The organism is Atopobium sp. oral taxon 810 str. F0209 (genome assembly GCF_000466405.1).
Taxonomy (GTDB): domain Bacteria; phylum Actinomycetota; class Coriobacteriia; order Coriobacteriales; family Atopobiaceae; genus Olegusella.
On record NZ_KE952960.1, the window covers coordinates 1 to 19,113 of the forward strand.

The 19,113-nt window shown below is 50.3% G+C and carries 10 protein-coding genes and 2 tRNA genes; 9 read left to right on the top strand and 3 right to left on the bottom strand.

The features are described 5' to 3' along the window. The first annotated feature begins 471 nt into the window (after positions 1-471). From HMPREF9069_RS06720 to HMPREF9069_RS06735, 4 genes are all read left to right on the top strand, one after another. On the top strand, positions 472-1,947 hold the full coding sequence (locus tag HMPREF9069_RS06720; protein WP_021626461.1) for a glycogen synthase: 1,476 nt from the start codon (positions 472-474) through the stop codon (positions 1,945-1,947). 119 nt (positions 1,948-2,066) lie between these two features. Next, entirely contained in the window at positions 2,067-4,058 is a 1,992-nt protein-coding gene (gene htpG, locus HMPREF9069_RS06725) for a molecular chaperone HtpG (protein ID WP_021626462.1), read from the top strand. Between the two features lie 157 nt (positions 4,059-4,215). Continuing rightward, positions 4,216-6,399, top strand: a complete 2,184-nt coding sequence (gene ligA, locus HMPREF9069_RS06730; protein WP_021626463.1) for an NAD-dependent DNA ligase LigA — start codon at positions 4,216-4,218, stop codon at positions 6,397-6,399. 90 nt (positions 6,400-6,489) lie between these two features. After that, positions 6,490-7,074, top strand: a complete 585-nt coding sequence (locus HMPREF9069_RS06735; RefSeq protein WP_021626464.1) for a manganese efflux pump MntP — start codon at positions 6,490-6,492, stop codon at positions 7,072-7,074. Positions 7,075-7,248: 174 nt separating this feature from the next. Here HMPREF9069_RS06735 and HMPREF9069_RS06740 read toward each other — a convergent pair whose 3' ends face one another. The 3 genes from HMPREF9069_RS06740 to HMPREF9069_RS06750 all read right to left on the bottom strand — a co-directional run bounded on the left by HMPREF9069_RS06740 (position 7,249) and on the right by HMPREF9069_RS06750 (position 12,659). Next, the gene (locus HMPREF9069_RS06740; protein WP_021626465.1) at positions 7,249-8,184 is read right to left on the bottom strand and encodes a zinc dependent phospholipase C family protein; all 936 of its coding nucleotides are present in this window, start codon (positions 8,182-8,184) and stop codon (positions 7,249-7,251) included. Between the two features lie 91 nt (positions 8,185-8,275). Next, the gene (locus HMPREF9069_RS06745) at positions 8,276-10,417 is read right to left on the bottom strand and encodes an LTA synthase family protein (protein ID WP_021626466.1); all 2,142 of its coding nucleotides are present in this window, start codon (positions 10,415-10,417) and stop codon (positions 8,276-8,278) included. A gap of 151 nt (positions 10,418-10,568) precedes the next feature. Continuing rightward, complete coding sequence (locus HMPREF9069_RS06750) at positions 10,569-12,659, bottom strand: glutamine synthetase III family protein (RefSeq protein ID WP_021626467.1); 2,091 nt, start codon at positions 12,657-12,659, stop codon at positions 10,569-10,571. Positions 12,660-12,849: 190 nt separating this feature from the next. On the opposite strand from HMPREF9069_RS06750, the gene polA reads away from it, so the two are divergent. The 5 genes from polA to HMPREF9069_RS06775 all read left to right on the top strand — a co-directional run bounded on the left by polA (position 12,850) and on the right by HMPREF9069_RS06775 (position 19,050). Next, entirely contained in the window at positions 12,850-15,561 is a 2,712-nt protein-coding gene (gene polA / locus HMPREF9069_RS06755; RefSeq protein ID WP_021626468.1) for a DNA polymerase I, read from the top strand. Between the two features lie 49 nt (positions 15,562-15,610). After that, on the top strand, positions 15,611-17,926 hold the full coding sequence (locus HMPREF9069_RS06760) for a GAF domain-containing SpoIIE family protein phosphatase (protein ID WP_232204055.1): 2,316 nt from the start codon (positions 15,611-15,613) through the stop codon (positions 17,924-17,926). A gap of 29 nt (positions 17,927-17,955) precedes the next feature. After that, a complete protein-coding gene (locus HMPREF9069_RS06765) occupies positions 17,956-18,735 on the top strand; it encodes an anti-sigma factor antagonist (RefSeq protein ID WP_021626470.1) in 780 nt (259 codons plus the stop codon). 105 nt (positions 18,736-18,840) lie between these two features. After that, a tRNA-Gly gene (locus HMPREF9069_RS06770) sits at positions 18,841-18,916 on the top strand. Between the two features lie 60 nt (positions 18,917-18,976). Continuing rightward, positions 18,977-19,050, top strand: a tRNA-Cys gene (locus HMPREF9069_RS06775). Positions 19,051-19,113: the final 63 nt, after the last annotated feature.

The following is a 19,113-nucleotide window of genomic DNA, read 5'->3' on the forward strand; positions in this document are numbered from 1 at the left end:
TTCTGAAATAGAACGTGGCTTTTGGCAAGCAGAGCCGCGATTGCTGAAACAGAGTGTGGCGTTTGGCACTCGGCATGAAATGAAGTGTGGCTTTTGGCGTCTGGCATGAAGCAGAACGTGGCGTTTGGCACCCAGAGTGAAGCAGAACGTGGCTTTTGACAAGTCATGAGGAAATGTGCAGCGGATGATGCCTAGGATAAAGAGCTCTGTGGCATTTGCAGCCGTGGGAAGCAAAACGTGGCTTTCCGTGATTACAGGTCATCAATCCGTCCCGCGCAGATTAGTTGTGATTGGAGATTGCCAGGGACGCGAGGCCAAAAGCAGTTTGTACTTGCGTTCTGAGACACTACTTAGCGCCGCTCACGGGTTGAATGGCAGTGCTGCTGCGAGATTGAGTCAGTTTCGCTAAACTAAAAGAGTGACGACGACGCCCGGACGTAAGAGCCGGTGCGAACGGGAGGAAGGCAAGCTATGGCTGCACCTAAGGTTCTGTTCGTTGGCTCCGAGTGCTATCCCTTTATCAAAACGGGTGGACTCGCTGATGTTATGGGCGCGCTGCCCAAGGCTTTGGTAGCCGATGGCGTGGACGTGCGCGTAATTATTCCCAAATACAATGTCCTGCCCCAAGAGTATAAAGACCGCATGACGCATGTCTGCGACTTTTGGATGGATATGGGAGGTATTGGCAACCATTTTGTGGGTGTTGAGACCTTCGACCAAGATGGCGTTACCTACTACTTCCTTGATAACGAGGATTTCTTTGGTTGGGGCGCGCCCTATACCAATATGTATGACGATATTGAAAAGTTCATTTTCTTTGACAAAGCGGTGCTAGCAGCATTGCCAGTTATTGGCTGGACTCCTGATATCATCCACTGCCACGATTGGCAAGCAGGACTTGTGCCAGTGTTTTTGCGTACGCTCTTTTATGACACTGATCTTTCGCGCAATACCAAGTGTGCAATTACCATTCACAACCTGCGCTTCCAAGGTATTTGTGAACGCGAGCGTATGCAGCGCGTCTCAGGTATTCCTGATGAGGCATTTGCACTGGACAAATGTGGTTATTCGAGTGCAGCCAATGCCTATCGCAATGATGCCAACATGCTCAAGGGTGGCATTGTCTACGCTGACCGCGTAACTACGGTATCCGAGACGTATGCGGGTGAGATTCAGACTAGTGAGTACGGCGAAGATCTTGACGGCATTATGCGCTACCATGCCTCCAAGATGGTGGGCATTGTTAACGGTATCGACTATGAGGTCAACAACCCCAAGACTGACAAGCATCTAACATATAATTATTCCTCGCGCAATGTCATTAAAGGCAAAGCCGAAAACAAGCTGGCACTTCAGCGTGAGCTTGGCCTTGCTGAGGATCCAAGCAAGATGGTCATTGGCTTGATTTCGCGTCTTACCAACCAAAAGGGTCTCGACTTGGTGGGCACTATCGCTGAGGATATGGTTGCTGATGGCAATACGCAGTTTGTTTTGCTTGGCACAGGCGATAGCAATCTTGAAAATATGTTCCGCGATCTTGAGTGGCGTCACCACGGTACCGTCTCTAGTTCCATCATGTACTCAGGCGAACGTTCGTCCAAGATTTATGCAGCAGCCGATGCCATGTTGGTACCCAGTCGTTTTGAGCCCTGTGGTCTCACACAGCTTATTGCTATGCGTTATGGTGCACTACCTATCGTGCGTGAGACTGGTGGCCTGCGTGACACGGTTGAGCCGTACAACGAATATGAAGAGACAGGCGTGGGCTTCTCGTTTAACCGCTACGATTCATGGCTGTTGCTCAATGCAATTAACTACGCCAAGACGGTTTACTTTACGCGGAGGCACAGTTGGGATGTGATGGTACGTCGCGCAATGACTCGTGACTTTAGCTGGAACGTCTCTGCCAAACGCTACGAAGAGCTTTACTGCAGTATGCTGGGCTAGGCGGCTAGCAAGACGCAGAAAGAAAAAGTAGAAATCTTAGTGTGTAGCGCTTAGATTTCCTTCTTTTGGGTACCATATGCTTTGTTGACTCTGTATCCAATCGAAAGGGGCATTGCGCTATGCGCCAGTTCAAGACTGAGTCCAAAAAGCTCTTGGACCTCATGATTAACTCTATCTACACCAATCGCGAGATTTTCTTGCGTGAACTTGTCTCTAATGCGTCTGATGCGGTTGACAAGCTACATTTTGCAAGTCTGACTGACCCTGCTTGTAAGCTGGACGATGATGAGTTGCAGATCCGTCTGAGTGTGGATAAAGCTGCGCATACGTTGACGATTTCTGACAATGGTATTGGCATGAGTGCAGAGGATCTTGATCGTAATCTGGGCACCATTGCACACTCTGGATCAGAGGAATTCAAGGCAGCCAATGCACAGGCAACAGATGAGAAAAACGAAGAAAATTCCCAGAGTGCAGCCGAGATTATTGGTCAGTTTGGTGTGGGCTTTTATTCTGCCTTTATGGTGGCAAAGCATGTGCGTGTGGTAAGCCGTGCCTTTGGCTCTGACGAGGCTCATGTGTGGGAGTCCAACGGTCTTGATGGCTACAGTGTTAAGCCTACCGATGCGGATGCATTGCTTGAAGGTCGTAGCAACGGTACCGATGTTATTCTGACGTTGCGCGATGATACCGACGACGAAAAATACAGTGACTATTTGGAAGAGTGGCAGCTGCGCGATCTGATTAAACGCTATTCCAACTATGTACGTTATCCCGTGCGTATGTTGGTGACTAAGAGTCGCCAAAAGCCTGCCCCTGAGCCCAAGCCTGAGGATTATACGCCCGAGTGGGAAGAGTATACCGAGCTCGAGACGCTCAATTCCATGACACCTATCTGGCGTCGTCGTCCTTCTGAGGTGACTCAGGACGAATATGATGAGTTCTACGAGCAGAGCTTCCATGATTATTCGAAGCCCTTGCGCACCTTCTCCCTACATGCCGAAGGTACGCTTGAATATAATGCACTGCTCTTTGTGCCCAGCGAGCCACCATTTGACCTCTATAGTCGTGACTATGAGAAAGGCCTGCAACTCTATAGCCGTGGTGTGTTAATCCAGGATAAGTGCGCAGATTTGCTTCCTGACTATTACAACTTTGTTCATGGCGTGGTTGATAGTCCCGACATTGCACTCAATATCTCGCGTGAAACCCTGCAACAGACGCGTCAGCTTCAGGCAATTGCTCGGCGTGTAGAGCGCAAGATTTCCAGTGAACTGCAGACCATGCGTGACGATGCACGCGAAGACTATGAGAAGTTCTTTGAGCACTTTGGTCGTGGCCTAAAGTACGGTATTTATGCTAGTTATGGTGCCAAGAAAGATCCGTTGGCAGACTTGTTGCTGTATTGGTCGGCAAAGCAGGGGCGTCTGGTGACCTTGGCAGAGTATGTGGCTGCTATGCCTGAGGGACAGGATGTTATTTACTATGCTGCGGGTGAGGATCGCGAGCGTCTGGAAAAGATGCCCGTGGTGCATTCAGTGCTTGACCATGACTTTGACGTGCTGTTGATGACAGAGGATGTTGATGAGTTCTGCTTGCAAATGATGCGTGACTACAGCTGGACCCCTGAGGCAAAAGAGGGCGAGGAAGCCAAGGAACGCAAGTGCGAATTCAAAAACGTTAGCTCGGGCGACCTTGATCTGGCAACGGATGAAGAAAAGAAGCAGGCCGAGGAAACGGCGGATGAAAACAAGGAACTGCTTGAAGCTATGAAGTCAGCTTTAGGTGATGCAATCTCAAAGGTTGCCGTATCGCCGCTTGCTACAGATGCACCTGCAGTTATTGCCTCTGAGGGACCCATTTCTCTGGAGATGGAGCGTGTAATCTCCGAAGGCCCCGAAGGTATGCCCCAAATTGGTGCTCAGCGTGTATTGCAGCTTAATGCAACACATCCTGTGTTTGAAAAATTGCGCGCTGCCCAGCAGGCAGGAGACACAGACAAGCTCAATCTGATGAGTTCATTGTTGTTAGATCAAGCATTGCTTATGGCGGGACTTCCTGTGAAAGATCCTGTAAACTTTGCCCAAAATGTGTGTAAGTTGATGGCATAAATCCAGCTAGACAGCCTAACTAGCACAAATATTAACGAGACGGCTCTGCCTTAAGTGACAGAACCGTCTCGTGGTATCTAAGGAGTTGGATAGGCAGATATTTCGTGTCGTCTGCATGCGTTAGGATAGATAACTAAAGCAAATACAAGGGGGCAACGTGGCAGATCAAAACAATGATGGGGTATGGCAGACTTCGCTTTTTGGTGAAGACGAGCAGCTGGATACAGCTCCTCAATCTCCAGCGCAAACGCCTGCCGAACGAGTACTTGAACTTCGCGCCATCCTTGACCGCGCTGCATATCAATACTATGTACAAGATAACCCCGAGTTGACTGATGCACAGTTTGATCGCTATTTGCTTGAGCTGCAGAATATCGAAGCAGAGCATCCCGAGCTATTGACGCCCGATTCTTATACTCAGCGTATTGGTGGTTTTGTTGACCGTGCGTTTACGCCAGTGACGCATGCACGACGTATGTATTCCATCGATGATGCTATGGATCTTGACGAGCTGGATGAGTGGCTTGAGCGTACGGTAGAGTCGTTGGGTGCAGGAGATGTTGCCTTTACCTGTGAGCTAAAGATTGATGGCTTAGGAGTTGCTCTGACCTACCGCGATGGAAGATTAGTACGTGCAGCTACGCGTGGCGATGGCACGACGGGCGAGGATGTTACTGCAAACGTGCTGACGATTTCTGATGTGCCTCGTACTTTGGCACGAGCAGGACTTGCGCATGTGGTAGATGGTGGGTTAGGACAATCCATTGAGGTTCGTGGTGAAGTCTACATGCCCAAGCACAGCTTTGTACGCCTCAATGAGGATGCCGATGCTGCAGGTCTTCAGCCCTTTGCTAATCCACGCAATGCTGCAGCAGGTAGTTTGCGCCAAAAGGACTCCAAGGTGACGGCTGTGCGTGACCTAGCAACCTTTATTTATGCGGTGGCTGACGAGGAACCACTCGCAGTTAACACGCAAGCTGAATTTTTGGATTGGTTGCGCGACTGTGGTTTTCATGTCAACCCGTATGCGCGTCGCTGTGCCTCTGCGGCTGAGGTACATGCCTACTGTGAGACTGCGCTTGCTCACAGAGAAGAGCTTGACTATGACATTGATGGCGTTGTTGTAAAAGTTGACTCGCTTGCAGGTCAAGCCACGCTTGGTGCTACCGCTCGTGCACCACGCTGGAGCATTGCTTTCAAATTTCCGCCTGAGGAGAAGACCACAGTTCTGCGTGAAATTCGTATCCAGGTAGGTCGTACAGGCGTATTGACTCCAGTGGCGGAATTTGATCCCGTGGTAGTTTCGGGTTCAACGATTGCGCGTGCTACCTTGCATAATCTTGATGAGATTCGTCGCAAAGATGTGCGTGTGGGCGATACCGTGATTGTTCATAAAGCAGGCGACGTTATTCCCGAGATAGTAGGACCTGTGCGCGAGTTACGTCCCTCTACTGCTGTTGAGTTTGAGATGCCTACGCATTGTCCCAGCTGTGGGTCTCTTGTTGTGCGCGAAGAAGGCGAGGTAGCTTTCCGGTGCGTATCTATTGATTGCCCTTCTCAGGCGACAGAACGCTTGCTGCACTGGGTAAGTCGTGGCGCGATGGATATAGATGGTCTAGGAGACCAAATCGTTGAGCGTATGGTTGCCCAAGGCCTACTTAGCGATGTGGCAGACTTTTACTATCTAACAGCAACGCAGCTAGCTGCCGTTGAAACCGGTCGTAGTTACGAGACTACCAGCAAAGACCATGAGGCTGGACAGGCGATTCTTGTAGGAAAAACCATTGCTACAAAAGTGATGAGCGAGATTGAAGAGTCCAAGAGCCGTGGTTTGGCTCGTGTGCTTTTTGGGCTGGGCATTCGCATGGTGGGCGCTAATGTTGCGCGCTTGCTCGCTCAGCATTTTGGCAGTCTTGAGGCTCTACAGCTTGCAAGCGAAGAAGATATTGCACAGGTTGAGGGCATTGGACCCAAGATTGCTGCATCTGTTGTGTCCTTCTTTAGGGTCGCCGATAACCTTGCGGTACTTGAGCGCCTGCGTCAGGCAGGAGTCTTGCTCGAAGAAGAACGACAGGATGACACTATTCCCCAGACTTTAACTGGTTTGACTTTTGTCTTAACGGGTACGCTCCCTCATCATGGACGTAGTGAAGTTAAAAATGCTTTGCTTGTTCTAGGTGCCAAAGTATCTGGTTCGGTTTCAAAAAAGACGAGTTTTGTGATTGCAGGGGAAGCTGCAGGATCCAAGCTTACCAAGGCAGAGCAGTTAGGTGTGCCAATTTTGAATGAAGAAGCACTTGAACATATTTTGGCAACAGGTGAGAGGCCTATGTCAGAGTAAAATGCTCGCCATAGATAATTTGTATGCAGACAAGCAGCCGAGGGAGAGGAAACGGCTGCTTGTTTGATTCTTGCAAGAAAGGGAGGGTCGATGACCCTAGTAGAGATTTTGTTGTTAGGACTTGCGCTCTCGGCGGATGCGTTCTCGGTGACAGTTTCTAATACCTTTATCTATAGCGAAGAACCTAAAAGGCATCTGATGTTGATGCCTCTTTTCTTTGGTGCGTTCCAGGCTTTGATGCCGCTATTGGGCTATTTCTTGGGCAGTGCTGCTGCTTCGCTGATCGAAAGCTACGCAGGCTTGGTGACCCTAGTGATTTTGGGCATTATTGGAGGCAATATGATTCGCGAGGGCGGTGGCGCTCTGCTTGCCGCGCGCCGCGGTGAAAGCGCTGAGGGCGATGTTTGCGTCGTTCGCCGTCGTATGACCTTGACTACACTGCTTTTTCAGGCAGTGGCTACTGCTATTGATGCCTTTGCGGTAGGTGTTAGTCTGCGTGCTCAGTCGGTAAACCTTGCGTTTTCGGTTACTACGATTGGCCTGACTACTGCACTTTGTTGCGTCATTGCGATTGTGTTGGGCAAAAAACTTGGTACGTTGCTGGGCGACCGAGCTGAAGTTGTTGGCGGCATTGTTCTTGTGGGGATTGGTCTCAAAGCCTTCTTTGGCATATAGATCCAGCACTCATGCAAACGGTTCAATAGCGTCGCGCGGAGGCTGTAAATCCCCAGGTAAAATTTTTGTCAAGGGCGCTTTTTGAACCGTCTGCGATTACGTGTTGCAATTGAGTGCTGCAGTGAACCGTCTGCGATTGAGTGTTGCAGCTGCGCGCTCGTAAAGCTGCAGACGCTAACCCATATCGGGCTTACCATCGAAGTTAAGATCATTGACGATTTGCGCAAAGCCTTCACGGTCACCCGAGGACAAGCAGTGCGATAGTAATTCCCAGCGCTCAAGACCCAAATGATAGAGGTCGGGGAAACTTTCATTTCTGGGTTTACCATCGGCAGGATTAATCCATCTGCGCTGCTCAAGGTTTGCTGCTGCACAGGTATCGCTATCACTGGCCACATGCGCCATTGCCAAAATTCGCGAATAGTGAGTTGGACGTATCAGACGCTCAAGCTTTGCTGCTAGACGCATTCGCGTAGCACCTGCAGGCTCAATAAAACGATAAACCAATTCGTAGTCGGTAACCGCTCCGCCATAGGCAGCGACACCTATTGGCAGACCGTAGACCTGTAGCCCAATTTGGGCCATCAGCGCACCTGCTACTTGTGAAATGCGTTCGGTACGTGCTAGATAAGAATAAGTTGGCACATCTGTGACATTTATGCCGCGTAGTTGGCGTAGCATCCAAACATCAATCTCGCTTTCGAGCAGAGCGTGGATTTCTCCGTCAGCACCTTCAAGACCATATTCCGCTGTTGCTAGTTCATCCTGTTGAGCATAAATCAGCGGATGAGCAGCGCTGTCGAGTGCATAGTGGCCTAAGTAGCCCAACGACCAAGCGAGACCGATGCGTTCGTCTTCGCGGCGCAGATGACTTACTGCATCGCGTAGCACCCAAAATGCATCAACAATCTTGCGTTCGTGGAGCTCCCACCCTAGTTTGTGGCAGAGTTTGGCATGTTCAGGAAAGGTAGTTGCGCAGGCAAAGAGGGGGTCGGGACCCTGATTGCCCAACAAAAAGGCAAGCAGCTCCTCTTCGTCACTCACGATACCTTCAGGTAGGAGTTTTACGGCATCTTCACCAAAGAGGTGATGAGTAATAATAGCTGGCATTTATATTCTCCTTATAACAACAGCCGCACGAGGCGGCTGTTGGAAGTTACAAATACATCCTATCCCAAGGCGAGCTATTTTGTCTTGTGGTTTAGCCACCAATACGTCCCCAGACAGTTCCTTCGTGTCCAGCACCCGTGCGGAATTTGACACCGTCGCCAAAGAGCTGCTTATATTGCAGGGTTTGCAGATCAAGACGTAGTTGAGCAGCAGGTGTACCTGCAGCCTGAGCAGCTTTAGTGCTGATATCGTTCCACTTACCTGACTTATCTTGGTAGCCCAAGAGATTGAGAACAGGCATGTCGCTATGGCGCATAACCAGCTCAGCTTTGTTGAGGTCGGTGAGTGGACCACCAATTAGCTGCAGCATATCGGCTGCTAAGAAGTTGGTGCTGGTATCAATCTGCTGATTTTTCTTTGCACCAGCAACATCGTAGTTAGCCCAAATCATGTATTCAGTTGTGCGTTCACGCTCCTGATGTACCAAATCGGATGGATCATCGGTGATGAGCTTGTTGTACTCATTTGCAATGGAAGGCTGATGGTCGCCAAAGAAGACCACCACAACTTTGCGATCAAGCTTGGAGAGTTGCTTTAAGAACTTATCCATTGCGCGGTCCGACTCGTCGATAAGAGCCAGATACTCATCCAAAGCAGGGTTATCGATACCGTTTACGTAGTATTGCTTGACCATATCTGCTGGTAGAGCGCCCGTCTCATAACCGCCGTGATTTTGCATAGTGACATTAAGGAAGAACTGCGGGTTTTTGTTGGTCTTGAGACTCTCATAAATCTTGTCGTATGTTGCCTCATCGGTAACCATGTTGCGTAGGCGAGCGGTGCCTGTAAAGTCGTTGATATCAAGGAAACGATCAAAGCCAAAGGTGGGGTAGACCACATCGCGTCCCCAGTTAGTGGCAAGATTCGGATGCATCGCGATGGTGTCATATCCCAGCTGCTTGAAGCTCGCGGCCATGTTGGGTACACCCTTCATGTCGTAGACCATGTAGGGATAGACACCAGAACCCATAAATGCCATCGAACAGCTTGTCATCAGTTCCCACTCAGAGTTGCAGGTGCCTCCACCGTAAGGTGCAACGTAGAGAGTGCCTTTGGCAAGTGCGCCTTGATAGTTTTTGAACCATTCAGGACCGTTGTAGGTGCCGCCTAGATTTGCATAGCGGGATAGATCAGAGTAAGACTCATTCATGATGCAGATAACAGAGGGTTTCTCCTCATTAAACTGCTTAACTGCAGCCTTGTGCTCGGTGGTGGCACCCAGAGTAGAGTCGTACTTGGCAACATAGTCAGCAAAGAGCTTTTCGGCAGACTTGTTGGAGTAGTCTTTGGGCTTTTCGGGATTGAAGGATTGGAGCTGAGTGAGGAAGGAGCTTACAAAGCCCTCACGCCAGTAGCTCTCTAGAGGAATCCAAGCGTTATAGACGATATTGAAAGTTTTAGCAAAGCTAATTTGTGTGCAACCCAGACCAAGTATGAGGCAGGTGGCAGCGGTAACCAGGAGGTTTGCGCCGACAGCCGCAATCTTTTTTGTGTGCTTGGGTTTAGGAGTTAGCGACAGCATCAAGATTACTAATGCAAGCAAAGCCACAGAAAGCAAAACCTTGCCATTGATAGCGTAAGTGTAACCACCACCGACGGCTGCAGCTGTACCCAATGCCAGAATATCACCTGCCATGATGGGAGTGTTTTTGAAGGTAACAACAAAGAATTCAGCAATGCCTGTTAGCTCAAAAATAATAGCGGCGATTGAGGCACCAACACCAGAACGCTGAGTTAAGAAATGTAGCGCTACCATCACAAGCAAAATGATAGCAATCTCGAGAATCATGCCTTCAATCCAGAAACTGTCAATACGTGGGTTTGAGGGCAGCTCAATGCAAACAAAAGTGAGATAAGCGCCTAACAGCAACATCAGTGCTTCGAGAATCTGAGGCGCGGGTTTATGAAGCTCAGAGAGTTTATTGCGGATGTTGTTGTGCCAAAACGACACAATCGAGCCAGTTGCCAATGCAGCAGAGAGAGCAATGCGCTCCAGCAGACCCGCATTCACAAGACCCATTACGTCATAGATGCCAATGCTTATAAGAAAGAGAGCAAAAACAATGCTCCAGCCCCAATCGGCGGGTCTCATATCGTCTTTCTTGAATTTGCGCGGCACAAGTACATAAGCTGCTATCACAAGACAGAGAAAAACAAACTCAATAGCAAACATGACAACACTTTCGACGAGCTTTACGAGTCTATTCAAACATGTACAAGTTTCCCACGGTGTACATGAATATAATCTTAAGACATTCGAAAATTATGAAAAAAATAGAGAAAAGAGCAGGTAGACTGCAAAATACAATCTACCTGCTCTTGGATTAAACCCAGAAAAGCAGCGAGTTGTAACTAGGTACAGGCCACCAATCTGCACCGCAAATTTCTTCCATAGCATCGACCTTTTGACGTAGGTCTGCCATTGCGGGTAAAACATTGTCGCGATAGGCATTGTCCTGCTCGGCAGGATCTGCGAGTGCTTGGACAGCGGTGTTGCGTTCCTCTAAGTTATGGGTAGCAGCAGCGATTGCGGAGATACCCTCGGTGACAATGCGGACAGTTTCTTTTTCGGCGGGGCTATCGATGCCGATGGTTTCTTTGGCTGCTACTGCAGCGGCAATTTCAGAAGAGAAGCTGGTCAGTGCTGGCAAGTAGAGCTTGCGTGCCATCATTACCATTGTGTTGGCTTCGATATTGAGGAGCTTTGCATACTGCTCTGCTGCCGAAATGTAACGAGCGCGGAGTTCAGACTCGCTGAGTACACCATAGCGACCAAAAAGCGCGATGGCTTGTGGGGTAATCATTGCGGGTAGGGCATCGGGAGTCGTCTTGAGGTTGTGTAGACCACGACGCGCAGCCTCGGCTTCCCAGTCCTCAGAGTAGCCATTGCCCTCAAAGATAATGCGGCGATGCTCACGGAAGGTGCGTTTGACCCATGCCAGAGCATGTTCGACAAATTTGTCTGCGGGGACACGCTCGAGATCATTGGCAAAGCGGTCGCACTGCTCGGCTACTGCGGTATTAAGTACTACATTGGGGCCAGAAAGGTTTTGCTGGCTACCACACATGCGGAACTCAAACTTGTTGCCTGTAAAGGCAAAAGGAGAAGTGCGATTGCGATCACTATTGTCGCGGAAGAAATTTGGCAGCTGGGGAACTCCCAAGTCAACCTCGGTGCGGCTATGAGAATGTACGGAACGGTCGTTGACCAGTGCATCTACAACAGGTGCAAGTTCGTCTCCAAGGAAGACGGACACAACAGCGGGCGGTGCCTCGTTGGCGCCTAGGCGATGGTCATTACCAGCCGATGCAATGCTTGCACGCAATAGGTCTGCATGTTCATCGACTGCTGCGACCAAGAAGGACAAAAACACCAAAAACTGCAGGTTTTCCTCGGGCTCATCCCCAGGCTCTAGTAGGTTTTGTCCATCTGCAGAAAGTGACCAGTTGTCATGCTTGCCCGAGCCATTGACATACTCAAAAGGCCGCTCATGTTGCAGGCAAGCAAGTCCATGGTGGGTTGCTAGCAGCTTGAGTTTTTCCATGGTAAGGAGGTTGTCATCAATAGCAACTGAGCCCTGTTCAAAAATGGGAGCAAGTTCGTGCTGCGAGGGCGCAACCTCGTTGTGCTTGGTGCGAACAGGCACGCCGAGCTTCCAGAGTTCATCGTCGACTTCCTTCATAAAGGCGTTGACGGTGGGGCGAATGGCGCCGAAGTAATGTTCTTCGAGTTCTTGTCCCTTGGCGGGTGGGCAACCAAAAAGCGTGCGACCAGTTAGTACGAGGTCGGGACGAGCGGCAAAGTCCTGCTCACGAATAAGGAAATACTCCTGCTCGGGACCGCAGGTGGTGACTACGCGGCGGGGTTCTCGACCAAAAAGAGCAAGTACACGCTTTGCTTGCCGCTCGATAACAACCTGTGAGCGCAAGAGCGGAGTTTTTTTGTCCAGAGCTTCTCCGGTGTAGCTGATAAAGGCAGTTGGGATGCAAAGCACTTCATCTTTGATAAAGACGGGGCTCATTGGATCCCAGATGGTATACCCGCGCGCCTCAAAGGTTGCACGCAAACCACCCGAAGGAAAAGATGATGCATCTGGCTCACCTTGGATGAGCTCCTTACCCGAAAACGCCATCAATACGGTGCCGTCATCGCGAGGTGTGATGAAGCTGTCGTGTTTTTCGGAAGTGATGCCTGTAAGAGGCTGGAACCAGTGGGTGAAGTGGGTAACACCATGCTCAAGTGCCCAGCTCTTCATTGCGTGGGCGACCTCATTTGCAATATCGAGATCAAGAGGCTCACCATCTTGAGTGACCTGCAGGAGCTTTTTGTACGTTGGCTTTGGCAGACGTTCCTGCATGTCAGCGTCGGTAAATAGCAGACTTCCGTACTCTTGCGAGACCTTGTCTTTACCCATATCAAATCCTCTCGGGACTCATGTGCGGTCATGCGGCTCAAGTTTACGCCGAAATGCTGCAATTTCGCTGTCATTAGCCTATACGCACAAATGTTACGTGTGCGCTGGCGCGCGACGTCGACGTTAGCTGTCACAGGGGGCGGGTAGAATAGATAGAACAGCTGTCAAAAAGAGCTTCAGAGGAGCTTTTATGTCTGAGAATACTTTTAGCGCCCATCGCACGATTGCCGTTATTGATGGTAATTCGCTTATGCACCGTGCCTTTCATGCGATTCCACCTACTATGACTGCGCCTGACGGTAGTGCAACCAATGCGATTTTTGGTTTTGTCAGCATGTTTATCAAGATGGTCGAGACTTTCCATCCCGATGGCATTATTTGCGCCTTTGATAAGGGCAAGCCTGCTGTGCGTGTGGAGATGTTGCCTGAGTACAAGGCTCAGCGTCCGCCGATGGATCCTTCGTTGCATCAGCAGTTTTCCAAGGTAAAAGAGTTGCTTCATGCGATGGATGTGCCAGTGTGCGAGCTAAATGGATGGGAAGGCGACGATATCCTAGGTACTCTTGCGCGCCGTGGTGAAGAAGCTGGTTACAACATGTATCTCATCACAGGCGACCGTGATATGTATCAGCTTTCGACAGATCATGTGCATATTGTCTCAACGCGTAAAGGGATGTCTGACGTTGCAATTATGACACCCGAGTCAGTTGAGAATCTCTACCACGGCATTACGCCCGAACTAGTTCCCGACTTCTACGGTCTTAAGGGTGATAGTTCAGACAATATTCCTGGTGTCCCAGGTATTGGTCCCAAAAAAGCCAGTGCGCTTATCGTGCAGTATGGCAATCTTGATGCTGTTGTTGCTCATGCTGATGAGGTCAAGGGTAAGGTGGGCGAAAGTCTACGCGAGCATATTCAGGACGCTCTGCTTTCGCGTGAGGTGGCGCGAATTCGCACAGACGCGCCGCTTGATATGGATTTTGCTGATGCTAAATGGCCAACTTTTGATCCAGCAACTCTGCGTGCTGCTTTTACTGCATTGGGCTTTACAAGTCTGACCAAGCGCATGCTTGCTCTTGCCTCGGCTGTGGCGACAACTGAGGGTGATAAGCAAAATGTTGCGTCTGAGCCTTCCTTTGAAATTCATAAGCCGCTTAACGGAGAAGAAGCTCAGGACGCTCTCGATAGTGCCCTTGAGGAAGGGGAGTGGCTGGGTGTTGCCTTGGGGCTCGTTGATGGCAAACCTGGACAGCTGACCTTGGATTTGGGAGAAGACAACCAGCCGCAACAGACACTCTGGCTTGCAACTAGTACAAATATATTGAGTTTTGAGGACGAAACAGCTCTTTCTACGCTTGAGCAAATAGTTCGCAAGGGCAAGCTAGTTGCCGCTGATATCAAGGCATTGATACATGCAATTTGCCCATATGACTCTGCGTTGCCCGCGCATGTGGAGCCTCGTGAATTAAGTTCTACTCGTCTTTTCGACTGTGGTATCGCTGCATATCTACTGGATTCTGCACGCAGCGGTTTGGATATTGCGTCGTTGATGGTGGCTTTCCTTCCTGATGTTGCCTTGCCTGAGCCGAGCGACAAACTCCCACAGGCAGCACTTGATGCTTTGGGAGCACGCTTGTTGCAACCCAAGCTTGCTGCTCTGCTTGCTGAGGATGGCTCTGAGGAGATTTTTAATAACATCGAGATGCCTTTGCTGCCAGTGCTTTTGCAGATGGAGCGCACGGGCCTTAATGCTGACCCAGCGATTTTGGCTGCTCAATCGGCCGAGCTTGCCCGTGAAGTCAGTCAAATGGTTGCGCATATTCACGAAGTTGCAGGCGAAGAGTTTAATGTTGATAGTCCTATGCAGCTCTCACATGTGCTTTTTGAGGTATTGGGCTTGCCTACCTATGGTCTCAAAAAGACTAAGCGTGGCTACTATTCCACCAATGCCAAAGTACTTGAGGATCTTGCCCAAGAAGAGCCCATTGTTGCCGAAGTGCTTGATTATCGTGAGCGCGCAAAGATAAAATCTACCTACTTAGATGCTTTACCTGCACTTATTCGTAGTGATGGACGTATTCACACCACACTCAATCAGACAGTAACAGCAACGGGGCGCCTGTCGAGTTCCGAGCCTAATCTGCAAAATATTCCTACTCGCTCTGAGTTGGGTCATCGCGTACGTCGTGCTTTTACTGTGCCTGAGGGTTCGGTCTTCTTGGCCTGCGACTACAGCCAAATTGAGCTTCGCTTGCTTGCACATCTGTCGGGCGATGAGCATCTCATCCGTGCGTTTTGCGAAGGTGAGGACTTTCACGCCGAAACCGCTGCACGTGTCTTTGGTGTGCCGGTGTCTGAAGTAACGCCTGCGTTGCGTAGTCGTGCCAAGGCGGTCAACTTTGGCATTGTCTATGGTCAGCAAGCTTATGGTTTGGCCACTTCGCTCAAGATTCCGCGCACCGAGGCGCAAGAGATGATTGACCGCTACTACGCAGCTTATCCTGATGTTCGCACCTTCCTCAATGCACAGGTTGCGCTTGCGCACAAGCAGGGCTGGGTCGCCACGATGTATGGTCGCAAACGTCATATCGCTGAGATTTCTGCGCACAATCGTCAACTTGTCGCCTTTGGCGAGCGCACGGCAATGAATCATCCGATGCAGGGTACCGCCGCCGATATCATCAAATTAGCGATGATCCGTGTACAGAATCGTCTTGATAAAGAAGGACTTAAATCCAAGCTTGTTCTGCAGATTCATGACGAATTGGATTTCGAGGTGCCCAAAGACGAGCTTGAAACCATCGCTGCGCTCGTTAAGGAAATAATGGAAGGTATTGTTACGCTCAAGGTGCCGCTGGTAGCCGATGTAAGCTACGGTACGACTTGGGCCGATGCAAAGTAAAGTTTTGCTTGGTGGCAATTCTTACGAAGAAGTACGGAAAGAGAAAGTAGTGGCAGAAAAGATGCCCTATACGAGCATAGAACGCAGGGAACGCGTGGTATTGCAAGCTTCGACAGAGGCAGATCGGGCGACATCGGGCTTGCTTGCGCGTCTGTTGGCTATGACCAGCGATGCTGCCTTGGCCTTTGATGGATCAGGACACGTTCTGCTTGCCAATGAGGAAGCCGAGGAATTGCTGGGTCAGGCGGTAAAAAATCGTATTTCGGTATCAAGTATTCAAGACCTTGATGTGCGTATGCTTTTTCCACCTGCGCTAGGACATGCTCCAAAGACGGATTTTCAGCTCTCTGACCTGCCTTTTCCTGTGGATGGAAGTACACGACGTCTACTCTGTGCAAGTGCGGACAGTCGCGCACGCGAGTTGAATGTGCGTGCTGATCGCGTGCAAGCTCCCAAAGATACCTATTTATTGGTGGCTTCAATTGTTCATGATGAGGAAGCTGCAAGTCGTGAACGCGAGCGCTTGCTTGAGGAACTTTCACGGGCTAATAGACGGCTTTCGGGTACGCTCAAAATTGTGCTTGGTACGATTGATGCAACCGATGTGGCAACTCTCTTTACTGATGTGCTCCAGGAAATTTCTTCTACGCTTGAAGCAACAGGGGCGTTGCTTTATCTTGCAGAAAGTGATGGTTTTCGCTTGTATGGTGCAAGCGAAGGTAGTAATACCTCGCAGGTCAAGCACTTCTTTGCACCTGGCAAAGCTTTTGAGCACAAGTTGCGCGAGGTGGGCGGTGGCCTGCGTTTGCGCGTGCTTGACCCTAGTCGAGAAGAGCTGCGTCGTGGCGAGCTAAAAGTTCGTGAACTGATTGATGAAGAAACACGCGAAACTTTTCGTGTGCGCAAGTCGATATTGCCGCCCTACAAAAGCTTTTTGTTGGCGCCTGTGTGGTTTGGGGGCCATATTATTGCGGCAATTATTGTAGGTTGGGAATTTGCCAAGCAAATTCGTCGCGATGATGCGCAACTTCTTGATGCGGTGGCAAGTTATCTATCTGTGCAGCTGGCGGGCGCCGTTGCAACTCTACGTCAGCAGCGTGAACGCGAATTAACGGAGCTAGGCAACAATCTTCGTGGACTCATCTTGGATGCAGGGAATGCGCTGGAAAAAGATGAGTTGTCCGAGAGTATGGATGCTTCTGCTCAGGAACGGCAAGATATTAGTGACAACGTTTGCACTTTAATGAGCGAAACTCTGCTGTGTTCGGTGGTTCCTCTGCGTCCTAATCCGCTTTCGGAAAATGGTGATTGCCTTGTTGATTTGCCGATGCATGGTCGTCGCGTGCTTCCGTCAGAACTGCTTAACTGTCATGAAGAAAAGAGCGAGACGAGCGTAGTTGCCATTAGTCCCACAGATGATCTGGGCGTTTGGCTTGCCGCGGCGGGAGAGCCTTGCCAGGGTGCGCTTATCGATCTGGGCATTATTGGGGGTGCTCGTCGTGCAATGTTATTGCTGCGTGATGTGGAAGCCGAACCCTTCGATGAACTTGAGATGAGTTTTCTTCGTAGGCTCGCCGAGGATACACGCGGCGCTGCTCAGGTCGAAGAGGCTCATGAACGTGATCGACATATTTCTCAGGCTCTGCAGACTGGAATGCGTAATGAATTGCAAAAAGTTCCTGGTGTGACTGCTGCAGGTTTTTATACGTCGGCAACACAGTCCGCTTTTGTTGGTGGCGATTTCTATGACCTTATTCGCCTACCCAAGGATCGTGCCTGTGTCATTATGGGCGATGTTTCGGGCAAAGGTGTTGAAGCAGCCTCAGTGTCAGCTGCTGTCAAGACAGCGCTTGGTGCTTACTCCTGGGAAGGGCTAAGTCCTGCTCGCATGGTGCGCTTGCTCAACGAGTTTTTGATTGGCTTTACCCGTCTTGAGACGTTTGCAACGCTCTTTGTAGGCATCATTGACCTTAATCGAGCAGAACTAAGTTATTGTTCTGCTGGCCATCCCCCTGCGATACTTGCGCGTGCTCAGACGGGTGATTTGAGCACACTGGATGTGCAGTCTGGTGTGGTGGGAGCATTCCGCGAGATGGAATACCGTAATGGCAGAGTCAAGCTATTTCCAGGTGACGTTTTGCTTCTTTATACGGATGGTACAACCGAGGCTCGTGCGCTAGATGGGGCATTTTTTGGCGAAGCAGGACTGCGTGAGGCTGTAATGGCGGAGCTTCCCGTGGGCTTTGATGGTCTGCTTGACCGCTTGCTAGCACGGCTCGATGAGTTTACTGATCGTCACTTAGAAGATGACGTTGCCCTAGTTTCTTTGCGCTTTGACAAAATTGGGCGTACAACATCAGATTAACTTGCGTTACTGCGGGGAAGACTTCCCGTATGAGACCTGATACCAACATAGCCGTAGTACCTCTCAAGGCTGATCTTGATGTGATTACCGTACCTGCTGTGCGGCATAGCATCGACAGCCTTATTAGCTCGGGCTGCCGGCGCGTAATTTTGAATATGGCCGATGTGAGTTTTATTGATTCGGCGGGGGTGGGACTTATCATTCGCGAGATTGCACGTATGCGCGCGGCTGGTGGTCTCATGTCTCTTATCAATGTTTCGCCAGTGGTACTGAGAGCGCTTGCCCTCAGACGCGTGGTGGACTTTATTCCCGTCTCAACAGCGGGCGAACAAGATGATGTGCCCGAGCTTGAGCCTGGCACGCTGCCGCTTTGGAGGCGTGTACTACGTATTAATCCGTTAGATCCTGCAGCAACGCGTTCTAAGGTAAGTGAGTTGCTAGAGCTGCTTCCCTTGAGTAGTGATGAGCGCTTTGATGCCAATCTTGCGGTAGGGGAGGCTGTGGGTAATGCAGTTGACCACACAGATGGTCAGGGTGCACTTGTAGAGATTGTGGGCTATCGCGATCGCGTAGTGGTAGAAGTAAGTGATTGCGGTTGTGGCTGTGCTGATAGTTGGCGAGCGACGTTGGCTGATGGCAGCTTGGATATTTCGCGTATTGCTGATGATGCAGCGGCAGATGACTGTTGGCGAGCTCGTGGTCGTGGTCTCAAGCTGATGCGACTGCTTGCCGATTCGGTCACCATTGTTCCCAAAACTGTAGGATCGGGCACAGTAGTAAGAATTGTGAAGCTTGCACGTGGTCTCTGAGCTGCTGTTTTACTTGATGTGCGAAAAATTTTCCTTAAATGGCAAATTTTTCTAAATTTATACTTGCATCAAAGAGCTGAGTCCCGTATAGTACTTTCTTGCATCGCGGGCTTAGCGCAGTTGGTAGCGCGCCACCTTGCCAAGGTGGAGGTCGCGGGTTCGACCCCCGTAGCCCGCTCCATGATTTACCCGGCCGATTCGTTCGGCCTTTTCTTTATCTGACGCTCGTGCGTCAGTGTACGGCGAAGTAGCCAAGTGGTAAGGCACGGGCCTGCAAAGCCCTGATCCCCGGTTCGAATCCGGGCTTCGCCTCCAGGAGCGTAGAGGGCATTCGTGCAAGCGGGTGCCCTTTTTTGGTGCGCCGAGCATGGCGTACTT

Excerpts from the sequence above, each read along its gene's own strand:
- HMPREF9069_RS06735 (WP_021626464.1), top strand. The coding sequence starts at position 6,490 with ATGACCCTAGTAGAGATTTTGTTGTTAGGACTTGCGCTCTCGGCGGAT.
- HMPREF9069_RS06720 (WP_021626461.1), top strand. The coding sequence starts at position 472 with ATGGCTGCACCTAAGGTTCTGTTCGTTGGCTCCGAGTGCTATCCCTTT.
- HMPREF9069_RS06750 (WP_021626467.1), bottom strand. The coding sequence starts at position 12,659 with ATGGGTAAAGACAAGGTCTCGCAAGAGTACGGAAGTCTGCTATTTACC.
- htpG (WP_021626462.1), top strand. The coding sequence starts at position 2,067 with ATGCGCCAGTTCAAGACTGAGTCCAAAAAGCTCTTGGACCTCATGATT.
- polA (WP_021626468.1), top strand. The coding sequence starts at position 12,850 with ATGTCTGAGAATACTTTTAGCGCCCATCGCACGATTGCCGTTATTGAT.
- HMPREF9069_RS06745 (WP_021626466.1), bottom strand. The coding sequence starts at position 10,417 with ATGTTTGCTATTGAGTTTGTTTTTCTCTGTCTTGTGATAGCAGCTTAT.
- HMPREF9069_RS06765 (WP_021626470.1), top strand. The coding sequence starts at position 17,956 with ATGAGACCTGATACCAACATAGCCGTAGTACCTCTCAAGGCTGATCTT.
- HMPREF9069_RS06740 (WP_021626465.1), bottom strand. The coding sequence starts at position 8,184 with ATGCCAGCTATTATTACTCATCACCTCTTTGGTGAAGATGCCGTAAAA.